The 13038-nt window shown below is 64.4% G+C and carries 11 protein-coding genes; 4 read left to right on the top strand and 7 right to left on the bottom strand.

The genetic code is table 11. The features are described 5' to 3' along the window. Positions 1–187 precede the first annotated feature (187 nt). The gene (locus tag AB6N07_RS11665; RefSeq protein ID WP_370677972.1) at positions 188–1393 is read left to right on the top strand and encodes a TIGR03862 family flavoprotein; all 1206 of its coding nucleotides are present in this window, start codon (positions 188–190) and stop codon (positions 1391–1393) included. A 3-nt stretch (positions 1394–1396) separates the two neighbouring features. On the opposite strand, the gene folD is transcribed toward AB6N07_RS11665, so the two are convergent. The 5 genes from folD to AB6N07_RS11640 all read right to left on the bottom strand — a co-directional run bounded on the left by folD (position 1397) and on the right by AB6N07_RS11640 (position 6917). Next, positions 1397–2269, bottom strand: coding sequence for a bifunctional methylenetetrahydrofolate dehydrogenase/methenyltetrahydrofolate cyclohydrolase FolD (folD, locus tag AB6N07_RS11660; RefSeq protein WP_370677971.1), 873 nt, complete (start codon positions 2267–2269; stop codon positions 1397–1399). A 91-nt stretch (positions 2270–2360) separates the two neighbouring features. Next, positions 2361–3410, bottom strand: a complete 1050-nt coding sequence (locus tag AB6N07_RS11655; RefSeq protein ID WP_370677970.1) for a succinylglutamate desuccinylase/aspartoacylase family protein — start codon at positions 3408–3410, stop codon at positions 2361–2363. A 76-nt stretch (positions 3411–3486) separates the two neighbouring features. After that, positions 3487–4950, bottom strand: coding sequence for a siroheme synthase CysG (gene cysG / locus AB6N07_RS11650; protein ID WP_370677969.1), 1464 nt, complete (start codon positions 4948–4950; stop codon positions 3487–3489). Positions 4951–5366: 416 nt separating this feature from the next. Next, complete coding sequence (locus AB6N07_RS11645) at positions 5367–6305, bottom strand: sugar kinase (RefSeq protein ID WP_370677968.1); 939 nt, start codon at positions 6303–6305, stop codon at positions 5367–5369. A gap of 189 nt (positions 6306–6494) precedes the next feature. Continuing rightward, positions 6495–6917: an organic hydroperoxide resistance protein gene (locus AB6N07_RS11640; RefSeq protein WP_370677967.1), complete on the bottom strand. Its 423-nt coding sequence runs from the start codon at positions 6915–6917 to the stop codon at positions 6495–6497. Between the two features lie 184 nt (positions 6918–7101). Here AB6N07_RS11640 and AB6N07_RS11635 point away from each other — a divergent pair, with 184 nt between their 5' ends. Beyond that, a complete protein-coding gene (locus AB6N07_RS11635; RefSeq protein WP_370677966.1) occupies positions 7102–7560 on the top strand; it encodes a MarR family winged helix-turn-helix transcriptional regulator in 459 nt (152 codons plus the stop codon). A gap of 37 nt (positions 7561–7597) precedes the next feature. On the opposite strand, the gene AB6N07_RS11630 is transcribed toward AB6N07_RS11635, so the two are convergent. Further along, positions 7598–8374 (bottom strand): hypothetical protein, encoded by a 777-nt coding sequence (locus AB6N07_RS11630; protein ID WP_370677965.1) that lies wholly within the window; start codon positions 8372–8374, stop codon positions 7598–7600. A gap of 580 nt (positions 8375–8954) precedes the next feature. Between AB6N07_RS11630 and AB6N07_RS11625 the strand changes: the two genes are divergently transcribed. Together AB6N07_RS11625 and mgrA are read left to right on the top strand one after the other, a co-directional pair. Next, positions 8955–10424 carry a DEAD/DEAH box helicase gene (locus tag AB6N07_RS11625; protein WP_370677964.1) on the top strand — a complete coding sequence of 490 codons (1470 nt, stop codon included), beginning with the start codon at positions 8955–8957 and terminating at the stop codon, positions 10422–10424. 75 nt (positions 10425–10499) lie between these two features. Further along, positions 10500–11546 carry an L-glyceraldehyde 3-phosphate reductase gene (gene mgrA, locus AB6N07_RS11620; protein ID WP_370677963.1) on the top strand — a complete coding sequence of 349 codons (1047 nt, stop codon included), beginning with the start codon at positions 10500–10502 and terminating at the stop codon, positions 11544–11546. A gap of 63 nt (positions 11547–11609) precedes the next feature. Here mgrA and AB6N07_RS11615 read toward each other — a convergent pair whose 3' ends face one another. After that, a complete protein-coding gene (locus AB6N07_RS11615) occupies positions 11610–12674 on the bottom strand; it encodes a porin (RefSeq protein ID WP_370677962.1) in 1065 nt (354 codons plus the stop codon). Positions 12675–13038: the final 364 nt, after the last annotated feature.

Below are 13038 nucleotides of genomic sequence, written 5' to 3'. Positions count from 1 at the left end.
CACCCCGCCAACAGCATCAGGCCTCATACCCTAGCTTAACGGTCATGTTTATCAAAGTGTATCCTGCATGTTTCAAAGCATGTCTATCATGCAGTTGCCTAGTCCGGCGGCAACCCTCTCGCAGATTCCGCTTGCACCGGCATGGCCGACGCCGCACATGCTCCTCTCTTGAAGAGGCGAGGTAGTGATGGTGGATGTGGCGATCGTCGGTGGCGGACCGGCCGGTCTGATGGCGGCGGAGATCTTGGCGACGGCGGGCTGCCGCGTTACCGTCTATGACGGTATGCCGAGCCTTGGCCGCAAGTTCCTTTTGGCAGGCAAGAGCGGCCTCAACCTAACCCATGCCGAGCCCTATGAGCGCTTCGTCACGCGCTATCACCCCTTGGCGCCGGCGCTGAGGAACGCGCTCGACGCCTTCCGCCCCGACGATCTTGTCGCGTGGGCCAATGGGCTCGGCGCCGACACCTTCGTCGGCTCGTCCGGCCGGGTGTTTCCCAAGGCGATGAAGGCCTCGCCGCTGTTGCGCGCCTGGCTGCGGCGGCTGGGCGGCCTCGGCGTCACGGTGAAGACGCGCCATCGTTGGACCGGCTTTTCGCAACACGGCCTTGTCTTCGAGACGATGGACGGCGCGGTCGACGTGTCAGCCGACGCCGCGCTGTTTGCCCTCGGCGGCGCCTCCTGGCCGCGCCTCGGCTCGAACGCCCAGTGGGTCGAGCCTTTCAGAGCGGCCGGCGCCGAAGTCGCCGACCTGAAACCGGCCAACGTCGGCTTCGATGTCGATTGGGACGCACCCTTTATCGAACGTTTCGCCGGCACACCGGTCAAGTCGGTGACCGCCACCTCCGACGCGGGAACCGCTCCCGGCGAGTTCGTCGTCTCTCGTCATGGCATCGAGGGCGGCCTCGTCTACGCCCATTCGGCCGCTTTGCGCGACCGCCTCGAGCGTGACGGCAAGGCCAACTTCGTGATCGATCTCGCGCCCGGACGCAGTGCCGAGCGTCTCGCCCACGATCTAGCCCGGCAGGACGCCAAGGCGTCGTTCAGCAACCGCCTGCGCAAAGGCGCCGGCCTCGACGGCGTCAAGGCGACGCTCGTCAGGCTGTTTTCGTCAGAAGAAGAGCGGCGCGATGCCCTGAGGCTTGCCGCTCGCCTCAAGGCGCTGCCGATCCCGCTCATCCGGATCCGGCCGATCGAGGAGGCGATTTCCTCGGCCGGTGGCATCCGCTTCGACAGCATCGACGACCGCTTCATGCTCAAGGCGCGGCCGGGCGTCTTCGTCGCCGGCGAGATGCTCGATTGGGAGGCGCCGACCGGTGGCTACCTCCTCAACGGATGTTTTGCCACCGGCCGCGCGGCGGCCAGCGGCATCATGGACTGGCTGGAGAGCCGCTGACCTTCACTTGCCGGCAGCGATCCGCCGGGCCGCCGAATCCAGCGTGTTCAGCATCAGGCAGGCGATAGTCATCGGTCCCACGCCCTTCGGCACCGGCGTGATGAAGCCGGCGACTTCCACCACCGATGCGAAATCGACATCGCCAACCAGCTTGCCCTTGCCGTCGACCTCGATGCGGTTGATGCCGACATCGATCACCACGGCGCCCGGCTTCACCCAGTCGCCCGTCACCATCAGCGGCCGTCCCACGGCGGCGATCAGCACGTCCGCCGTGCGGCAGAGGCCCGGCAGGTCGGCCGTCTTGGAATGGGCGATGGTGACGGTGGCGTTCTTCTGCAGGAGTAGCTGTGCCATCGGCTTGCCGACGATGTTGGAGCGGCCGATCACCACCGCATGCTTGCCAGCAAGGTTGGGCAGTACCCGATCGATCAGGATCTGCGAGCCACGCGGCGTGCAGGGCACGAAGCCCGGCAGGCCGATGGACAGGCGCCCGGCGTTGACCGGGTGGAAGCCGTCGACGTCCTTGTCGGGGTCGATCAGGCCCAGCACCTTGTCGGCGTCGATCTGCTTGGGCAGCGGCAGCTGCACCAGGATGCCATGCACCCCCGGATCGGCATTGAGCTTGCCGACCAGAGCGAGCAGATCGGCTTCCGAAGTGTTGGCCGGCAGGATGTGCTCGACGCTACGCAGACCGCACTCGGCGGTCGCCTTCAACTTGTTGCGCACGTAGACGCCGCTCGCCGGATCGTCACCGACCAGGACCACGGCCAGACCGGGAACGACGCCATGCGTCTCTTTCATCTCGGCGGCGCGGGCGGCGATATCCTGGCGGAGCTCGGCGGCGATGGCGAAGCCATCGATAATCTGTGCGACCATGGCGGTGTCCCCTCGTGGCTGGAGACCGGGCCTAACCAGATAAGCCCGGCAAATGCAAGCAGCTCAAAGGGATCAATCGATGAAGGTGACCTTATGTTTCCAGCGCACCGCCATCCTTCGCCGTTACCGAGCGCGTGTCTCCGACGATCTTCACCAGATCATCTCTCACGCGGATGGCGCGGGCGAGCACGCGGGTCAGCACCAGGCCCGACGCCACGGCATGCACCGGTACAACGGCCGAAAGGTCGCCCGGCACCGGGATCAGCTCGGCGATGAGTTGCCCCGCCTTGACCACATCGCCCGGCTTTACATGAAAGAAGACCATGCCGCCGACCGGGGCACGGACCATCTCGACATAGGATTGCGGCACGCCCTTGCCGGTAAACGGCCCCACCGGCGCCGCCGATGTGTCGGCAATCACCCCGCGCCCGACCAGGAAGCGATAAAGGCCATCGCCGTCCTTCGCCGCCGTTTCCGGTCCGACGTCTTGGATGCCCTTCAGCTCCACCGTCGCCACGACGCGGCGCTCGAAGTTTCCGGACGAAAGATGGGGGCGAAAAGCCGCCTCGTCGAAGGAGGCGTCGGTCCCGCCCTCGAAGGTCAGCACGGCGCCGCAGTCGAGCGCGGCCGCGAGATCGGCGCTGTGCGGCCATAGCTCGGCCGGCATGTAGAGATAATTCGGCCCGTCATTGTCGCAGTGGAGATCGAGAACCAGGTCGGCGTCGAGCGACAGTCTCTGCAGCGTTGTCTTCAGGCGCTTGTCGCAGGAAACGCCGTCGGCGTCGTCCGTCAGCAATGCCGGGTCGGGCCGGTCAATGAGCGCGAAAGCACGGTTGAAGTTGGTGCGGCTGCCGTAGAAGAAACGGCCCTGGTGGTCGTCCCACTGGAACTGGTTGAGGCCGATCGGATTGGCGAACGGCACGACGGTGACCGCCCCCGTGAGCCGGCCTTCCGCCTCGGCCGCCTTGAGCTTGGGGATCAACACGTGCAGCGCCGCGACACCCGGTAGCTCGTTGCCATGCAGCGCCGCCTGAAGATAGGCGGCGGGCGCTGCCGGGTCAGAACCGGCAAAGCGCAGTACCGTCAGGCAATAGCTGAGGCCCGGCATGTCACCGGGGATGGTCAAAATCGTCTTATCCATGCCGTCCGCCATCGTTGGAAAATGTGCGGGAGTCCTAACATCCCGGGCAGCGGCAAAGCGATGAAAAACAACAGCCTCAGGAGACGCTGACAGTCTCGGCTGGCGCGCCGACTGCCAGCGTTCCCGTCGCAAACACCTTGCCGATGCCGATCACCAGCGGCTGGTCGGTGGGCACCGAGCCGAGCGTCAGGAGGTCGGCGAGGCGATGGCGTTCGAGCCGTTGCCCTTTCTGGCCGACGCCAAAGCCAAAGGCCACCGGCGTCTCAGGCGCAAGCCCTTCGGCGATCAGTCGGGCGGCGAGCCGGCCGGCGGTGCGCCCGCCCATGTAGACCACCAGCGTCGTGTCGGGATCGGCGAGGCCCTTCCAGTCGAGCCCCTCGTCGAGTTCGCCGCTCTTGGCGTGGCCGGTGACAAAGCGCAACGAATGGGCGGCATCGCGATGGGTGAGTGAGGCACCAAGCGCGGCGGCCAACGCGATGCCGGCCGAGATACCCGGGACCACGTCGACGGCGATGCCCTCGGCAACGAGCCTGTCGATTTCCTCGCCGGCCCGGCCGAACACCATGGGATCGCCGGCCTTGAGGCGAACGACCCGCTCGCCGGCTCGCGCCAGCTCGACCATCAGGTCGTTGATGTCTTCCTGCTTGCAGGAGGCCTTGCCACCGCGTTTACCGACGACGACCCGCCGCGCCTCACGGCGAGCCAGCTCCAGCACATCGGGTGAAACCAGGTCGTCGTAGAGCACCACGTCGGCCGATTGCAGCGCCCGCACCGCCTTGAGGGTAAGCAGCTCTGGCTCGCCAGGCCCGGCGCCAACCAGGATCACCCGGCCGGTCTGCTCGCTCGCCCCCGGTGCGCCCTCCGCCTCGGCGATCAGCCTGAGAGCATCGCCCTCTTCCGGCGCCGGCCCGAAAGCCCGCTCTGCAAAGCGTTCCCAGAAATTGCGCCGCGCCGCGCCGGGGGCGAGGCGGGAGGTGACGGCTTCGCGGATGCGGCCGGCCAGCGCGCCCCAGGCGGCCAGTGTCGGCGGCAACAGCGTTTCGATGCGGCGGCGGATCGCCTGCCCCACCACCGGCGCGGCACCGTCGGTGGAGATGCCGATCACCACCGGCGAGCGGTTGACGATGGAGCCGAACAGCACGTCGCAGGCGGCGGGCTTGTCGATGACATTGACCAGGGCCGCTGCGGCATGACCCGCGGCTTGAAAGACGGCGATTTCTTCAGGATCGTCACTGTCCAGCACGGCAAGGACGCTGCCCGCGACATCCGCCTCGGTCCAGCCGCGCCGATGCAGCGTCAGCCGGCCCGGCGGCGTGCCGCGCTCCACCACGGCGACCAGTTCGACATCCGGCGCCTCGGCGAACACATGGACGTCGCCACCGGCCGCCGAAAACAGTTCCGCCTTCCAAGCCGCCGCCTCCGAAGCACCCGCGACCACCACGCGCCGTCCCGTCAGATCGACGAACAGCGGCAGCCGGGAAAGCGGCTGCATGCGGGCCGGGAATGTGCGGAGCGGGGCGCGTGCGTCGCGCTCGGTCATATCGGGCATCCTGGTCAGGGTTTTGGGAAGGGTCATCCCCTCAAGTATTCCATCAGTGGCCGTCCGGCAGAAGAACCGCCGTGCCAAACTCCGTCCATAACCGGATTTTCATTACCCGAATACTGGGATCGACAATCAGGTTTTTCTCGCCCCGCCAAACGTGGGTCGCCGGTGCCCGCCACCGTCATCAAAATTTCGCCGCCGGCTGTCGTCGCCCGGGAGACGGAGCGCCAATTGCCGACGGCGATGTGTTTGACCCAGTTGTTTGGGTCGGTTCCCTTGGAAGATGCGCCGTGCTCGGCCCACTCGCAGTCTTAAAAGCAGGAAGCGTGCCAGCCTCGGCGCCGGGCAATTTACCCGCGAAGACGCGCGACGCATAAAAACCGCCGCCTTCTTCACAGGCATTTGCCCAAAGATCAGACAGAAGCGCCCATCGAAAGGTCGGCCAGGAGATTCATGTCGATCAGCGCCCCACGCGCCTGGATCACGCGCGCCGCCACGGCATGGCCGTGCCGCGCCGCCTCGGCGGGCGAACGGCCGCCAGCAAGGCGGGCCGCGAGATAGCCGGCATTGAAGCTGTCACCGGCACCGGTGGTGTCCACCGGTTGATCGACGCGTTCGGCGGCCACCCAGCTGTCGACGCCGCCGGCCCGCACCAGTGTCGGATCGGCGCCGGCCTTGACGACGATCTCTGCGACGCCCAGGGCGGAGATGCGGTCGGCGGTACCCACCGCGTCGGCGTCGCCATAGAGGTCGGCATCGTCGGGCGAGGTCGGCAAGGCAATGGTCGCGGCGCGATAGCCTTCGATGATCGCCGCCGCCATGGTCGACCGGTCGGGCCAGAGGCGCGGCCGAAGATTGGGGTCGAACACAACGACGCCACCGCGCGCCCGCACCTTGGCAAGCGACATGAACAGCGTGCGCCGATGCTCCGACGACAGGATAGCCAGCGTGATGCCGGAGAAATAGACGACCTCGACGTCGGCGAGCGCCGCGTCGAGCCGGGCGCCAACCGAGGCGACGAGCTTGGCAGCCGACTCGTTTCGCCAATAGGTGAAGGAGCGTTCCGCGCCATGGAGCGTGATGAGATAGAGCCCGACGGTACGGTCGGCGATCCGCTCGATAGCCGAGGTATCAATGCCGGCGTCGGCGATGAAGCGGACCATCTCGTCGGAGAGCGTGTCGGTGCCGGCTCCGGTCACATATTTGACCAATGACTCCCGGCGATCGAGAAGCGCCCTCAGATACCAGGCGGTGTTGAGCGTGTCCCCGGCAAAACCCCGCCGATAGAGACCGCTCGCCTGCGGCGCCAGTTCGACCATGCATTCGCCGATGCTGGCAAAGCGTGCGGCCATCGTTTCCTCCCCCGAATGGACGGCAGACCCTATGTTGACGCCAGGATGCGATCAAGGTCGAAACCTGACGTATGGGGTCTGCTCAGCAATCCACAAGGAGAAATCTTCAAAAAACGGCGACGCGCCGGGCGGGGCACCCGGCGCGTCGATGGTCGGCATTAGGCGGGACGGGGGAGGAGTACACCCACCTCAGAGCACGACCAGCGTTTTTTCGATGTTGCCACGCGTCGCATGGCTGTAGGGGCAGACCACGTCGGCCTTCTTGACCAGATCCTCGACCACGGCGCGGTCGACGCCCGGCACCTTGATCTCGAGCTTGGCGGTGATGCCGAAGCCGGTACCGTCATCGCGCGGGCCGATGCCGATATGGGCATCGATCGACGCCTCGGCGGGAATGGTCACCTTTTCCTTGGATGCCACGAACTTCAGAGCGCCCATGAAGCAGGCCGAATAACCGGCCGCGAACAGCTGCTCGGGATTGGTGCCCGGACCGTTGTCGCCACCCAGCTCTTTCGGGCTCGACAGATCGACCTTGAGACGGCCATCGGAGGTTTCCGAATGGCCGGTACGGCCGCCGATCGTGTGGGCATGGGCAGTATATAGAACGTTCATGGCTTCCTCGCCTGGTTGGTGTTCCGTTACCTATATAAATTGCGCGCAATTTGATTTCGAGCAATTCACATTTGCGTGATCGTACGCGATTTCCACTGGGGAAATAGCTGCTGCGCCGTATATTGATTTCTGTGGTCGGCGAGAAAACGCCGAAGGCCACCAAAGGTTCCAACTTCGGATCGATATGACCAGCGCCCCAAAGCTCTCCGATCAGCTCTGCTTTGCCGCCTATTCCTTCACCCACGCCCTTAATCGCGCCTACAGGCCGCTGCTCGAGCCGCTCGGCCTCACCTATCCGCAATATCTGGTCATGCTGGTGTTGTGGGAGGCTGACGGGCAGACGGTGAAGGAAATCGGCGAGCGCCTGAAACTCGACTCCGGCACACTGACGCCGCTCCTGAAACGCCTCGAGGTGGGCGGCTACGTCACGCGCCGGCGCGGCAAGGAAGACGAGCGGCAGGTGATCGTCCATCTCACCGGCGAAGGACGGGCGCTCTCGCATCAGGCAGCGGGCATACCGGTCGAACTCGGCTGCGCCATGGGCGCCGAATTGGGCGAAATCGCCGAGCTGCGCGAGCGTCTCCTGGCGTTGCGCGATCGCCTGGGCGACACCGGCTGCGCGGTGGGCGAGCCGGAGGCGTGAAGGGCCATGGCAGCCTGAATCGGAATTCGAAATTGCCTTAGGCTTTGGTCCCCTCGTCGCTGCTGCGAAGCGCATTGGCGGGATCGGCTTTTGCCACCGCCGCCGACAGTTGCGATAAAAGCCGGCTGATATAGGCCGCGCTGAGGGGCGTACTCAAAACGCCATCGACTGACTTTTGTCGCTGCTCTTCCGCCGTCAGCGGCTTTTGGTAGTCGGGCGAGCTTTTCCACTCCTCCGCTGCCTTTTGAATGGCCTCTCGTACTTCCGCGGGAACTTTCTCGGGTGGAATAATCTTGAGGCGATCAGACGGTATCCGCCGGCCGACCAGAAAATCCTCGGGGCTGAGATGGTCTCGATCGGCGTCTGGGCGGATCATGTAAACAGGGTCGGAATCAGCGCTTTTTCCTTCAAGCGAACGGGTCCGCCGCAGGGTGCTTTCGGCCTCCATTTCGTCCTTGGAAAGAAAGCCGTCCCCGTCGACGTCGGCTCGCGCAAAAAGTGAATCGACGACGCGCTTGTCGTCCTCAGATCGTGTCGTTGCGTCCGCCTTGCCATATTCTTGCCAGTCGAGCATAGGTCCAAGCATTTCCACATCCAGCGGCGAGGACGGAAGCTCAGACGAGCTGAGATTCTGATCACCATCTTTATCAAACGACCGGATGATTTGCTCGATATCGGCGTTATCTTTAAAACCCGCCTTCAAAGTATCCAACTCAGCTTTACTCAGGTTATTATCTGAGTTGGTATCACCTTGCCGGACAAGGCGCTGCCAGATTTGGCTCGTGATACCGGAGGATCCCGCGGCGGAACTCATTTGCTAGCCTCACATTGAACGTCTCCAGCGCGCCGAAGCAGGATGCAGGCCATTTTCCCGAGCTTTACTGCATGCCCACGGAGAACAACGACACGATCGACGAACCGTCATGCCAGAAAGGCGTAAAGCCATGATTCAATGTGTCTTTCAACGACATCTATGGTCGGCGATCACATCTATTTTTGCCGGCGCCCAGAGAAATAAGCGTCCCTGCGATTGCCACGGTTAAGACAACGAGCGGAGCGAGGAAGCCAGAGGCCGGCAAAGGTTACCCGCAATTGTTTCCGCTAGGCATAAATTGTCACCCATGGTTACACAGGGCATCCAACACGCTCCGCCACAGCGCCTCCGCATGGCTCTCATGTCGTGCCTTGCCTTGACTTCCAGCGCTCTAGGCCTCATGTGAATAGTGAACGGGCGGCAAACCACCGCCCCCTTGCGGTCGCGTGAGCGGATCGGTTTCGATCCTTTGGCCGTTCCTCCCCTAAGAATTGGCCCGATCACGCGGGGCCGGTTGCCCCCGCGAACGCTACCGGCTTTTCCGCCGGCGGTGACGCTTGGTTTTGAAAGCAGTTTTCCTTTGACGTCCTTTTCCGATTTCGGCCTTGCCGAGACCCTGACCCGCGCGCTTGTCGACGCGGGATATGAAACCCCCACCCCCATCCAGACCCAGGCGATCCCCGACCTTCTGAAGGGTCGCGACCTCCTCGGCATTGCCCAGACCGGCACCGGCAAGACCGCCGCCTTTGCCCTTCCCATCCTGCAGCGCCTCGCCGCCGGCCGCCCGGCCCAGCCGCGCCGCGTCCGCGCTCTGATCCTGTCGCCGACCCGCGAACTGGCCACCCAGATCGCCGAGAGCTTCAAGACCTACGCTCGCTACATGAACCACATGTCGGTCGCCGTGGTGTTCGGCGGCGTCGGCCACCGTCCCCAGGAAGACCGCCTGAAGCGCGGCGTCGACATTCTCGTCGCCACCCCCGGCCGTTTGATGGATCACATGGCCGCCGGCATGGTCTCCCTTGAAACCACCGAGATCTTCGTGCTCGACGAAGCCGACCAGATGCTCGACATGGGCTTCGTCCAGCCGGTGCGCCGCATCGTCAAGACGCTTCCCAAGGCGCGGCAGAGCCTGTTCTTCTCGGCCACCATGCCGAAGGAAATCGGCCAGCTGGCCGGCGAGATGCTGTTCAACCCGGTCACCGTCTCCGTCGCGCCGACCGGCACCACCGTCGAGCGCGTCGAGCAGCGAGTGATCCACGTTGAGACCGCCGCCAAGCGCCGGCTGCTGCTCGATGTCATCGTCGCTGAGAAGCCCGAACGCGCCTTGATCTTCACCCGTACCAAGCACGGCGCCGACCGCGTCGTCCGCCAGCTCGGTCAGGACGGCGTCGAAGCGGCGGCGATCCACGGCAACAAGAGCCAGGCCCAGCGCGAGAAGGCACTCGCCACCTTCAAGGCCGGCTCGACGCCGATCCTCGTCGCCACCGACATTGCCGCTCGCGGCATTGATGTCACCGGCGTCAGCCATGTCATCAACTACGACCTGCCGAACATTCCCGAGAGCTACGTCCACCGCATCGGCCGCACCGCGCGTGCCGGCGCCTCCGGCGTCGCCATCTCTTTCTGCTCGGACGAAGAGCGGGCCTATCTCAAGGATATTGAGAAGATCACCCGCCAGAAGATCCCCGCCGACGATCGTCGCGGCACCATCGCCCTCAGCGAGAAGGCCGACAGCTCCGAGCGCGGCGAACGCCCGTCCGGCAAGCGGCCGCAGCCGCGCGGTCGTCGCCCTGCCCCGGCTCCGGTCTCGGCCGAGCAGCAGCGGCGCGACGTCATGCCCGCCGTCAAGGCGCGCCAGCCGGGAGCTGCCAAGCCCTCGCACGCCGCCCACGGCAAGCCGGGCCAGGCCAAGCCTTCCCAGCGCGCCGCTCATCGCGACACGGGCGCCGCCGAGGAGACCCTCGGTCGCGTTGGCTTCCTGGCAGGCGGCCGCGACGGCATGAAGCGTCGGCCGAGCAACGAAAATCGTGGCGCCCGCGACGGAAGGTAACTTCTTCTGTCAGGCATTATTGCCCCTCGCTCGCCTCCGGTCCTATAACCGCGAGGCAAGCGAGGGAGCGACAAGATGACCTATGAGGCGCGGACCAACCGTTACGACGAGATGATTTACCGCCGCGTCGGGCGGTCCGGCCTGAAGCTGCCGGCCATATCGCTCGGCCTCTGGCAGAACTTCGGCGAGAATGCCCCCATCGAGCGCGGCCGCGCCATCTGCCGTACGGCCTTTGACCTCGGCATCACCCACTTCGATCTCGCCAACAACTACGGCCCGCCGCCCGGCACCGCCGAGGAAGCCTTCGGCAAGCTCATCGCCAGCGATTTCCGGCCCTACCGCGACGAGATGATCATCTCCACCAAGGCCGGCTACGGCATGTGGCCCGGCCCTTACGGCGAATGGGGCAGCCGCAAATACCTGATCGCCTCGCTCGACCAGAGCTTGAAGCGGCTCGGCCTCGACTATGTCGACATCTTCTATTCCCACCGCTTCGACCCCGAGACGCCGCTCGAGGAAACCATGGGCGCGCTCGACCATATCGTCCGCTCGGGACGCGCGCTTTACGTCGGCATATCCTCGTATAATTCCAAGCGTACCCGCGAGGCTGTCGCCATCCTGAAGGCGCTCGGCACGCCCTGCCTCATCCACCAGCCTAGCTATTCGATGATCAACCGCTGGGTGGAGGAGGACGACCTGCTCGACACCATCGACGAACTCGGCGTCGGCGCCATCGCCTTTTCGCCGCTCGCCCAGGGCATGCTGACCGACAAGTACCTGAAGGGCGACGTGCCCGAAGGAAGCCGCGGCGCGCGCAAGGGGCCGCTGAAGCCCACCTTCCTCAGCGAGGACAACCTCGCCCGAATCCGCGCCCTTGATGCGATGGCGAAAGCGCGCGGTCAGAGCCTGGCCCAGATGGCGATTGCCTGGGTGTTGCGCAGCGGCCGTGTCGCCTCGGCGCTGATCGGCGCCAGCCGGCCGGAACAGGTGGCCGATTGCGTCGGCGCCCTCAAGAACCTGGAATTCTCAGTGGCCGAGCTGGCCGAGATCGACGCCCACGCGCCCGATCTCAACGTCAACATCTGGGCCGCTTCGGCGGAACTGCGGGGACCCTCGCGCTGACCTCAGTCAAAAGAAAGGCCCGGACGAACCGGGCCTTTCCCTCAAACCCCGAAGGGAATGATATTACCACACGCGGACGAGGCGGGTGACGGCGGCGAGCTGGTTCCAGTCGTTCTGAGAACCGTAATCGACTTCGCCCTGCAGGTTGAGGCCCGGAGCCAAGGCGTAGTTGACGCCGAGGTTGCCGTAAACGAAGTCATCGGCGACGCTGCCGGAAGCGGCATCGACCATCTGGTAACGAACGCCGGCGTAGACGGCCATCGGATCGGTGACCTGGTAGGAAGCGGCCAGAGCAACGTCGGTGATGTTCTCGGAAGCCTTGCCAGCAAGGTTGGTCAGGCGCGAGCCCTTGCCACCATCGGTATAGGCGGCCCAAGCGCGCAGCGACAGCTTGTCGACGAGCTTCAGGTTGGCAGTCGCCTTGACGCCGAAGACGTCGTTATCGTCGCGATCATAGGTCCGGTAGACACCCGACACGTCGAAGCTACCCCAGGACTGGCCGGTGATACCGACGATACCCGAAGCCTGCAGACCAGCCTGCGAACCAGCCGACCAGATGGTCGGGCGGCTGATGGTGTCGTCGTTGCCGTAAACGCCGGCGCCGACATAGAAGCCGCCACCAAGGTTATCAACCAGGACGCTGGCACCGGTGGACGTGAAGTCGCCGGGGCCCCAGGTCGAGTCGTTAATGCCATAGAGGCCGTCGCCATCGGCGACTTCGTCCTGACGGCCGACCGTCACGTAGCCGACCTGAATGAAGGCCTGGCTGATGGTGATGCCATTGGTCGAGTTAGTCTGGACTTCGAAATACGAACGAACGGTGCCGAGGTCGGAAGCCGTACGAGCATCGAAACCAACGTAGGCGTCGGCACGGAAAGCAACGTTGTCGGCGCCCGTATTCAGATTGCCACCATTGTTGGTGTAGGTCATGCTGGAACGAACGCGACCCTTGATACGCAGACAGGTCTCACTGCCGGGGATGTAGAAGAAGCTGGCGCCGTAGGCGTCGCAAACCTTCACGTAGTCAACGGCGGCCGGAGCAGCATCGCCCGGCAGGTCGGCAGCGTAAGCGCCCGTGGCGACCATCAGGCCGGCGGCGGTACCAAACAGAATGCTTTTCAAGTTCATTTTTCTCTCCAAAACCGTGAGCGGAGCCTCCCCCCGCCGGCAAGCAGCGTGGCAAGCGATCATCGCGGAATGACCCCGTTTACGACCGCACCCCGGCCGTCCGGCTCCCCAGCCCGACCTATCCGAAAGCGGCGGCGAGTTTCGCGTCAACGAAGCTCACCGCCGCTTGTTTACCCATCCAGACATAACCTGCAATGTCATAATTCACGAACCAACGTCACATTTTGAGTCAAATAATCCATGTTGTAAAAATACAACTTAAAGAGATTAGCCGTGAAACTTTCCCGGCGAGGAAGGCTAATCCATCAACTTGACGGCGCAACAGCGAGCCTACATTGAGAAATTCTCAATATACACACATCTA

Source organism: Pleomorphomonas sp. PLEO, assembly GCF_041320595.1.
Classification (GTDB): Bacteria; Pseudomonadota; Alphaproteobacteria; order Rhizobiales; family Pleomorphomonadaceae; genus Pleomorphomonas.
This window is presented reverse-complemented; position numbering and strand designations above follow the sequence as displayed.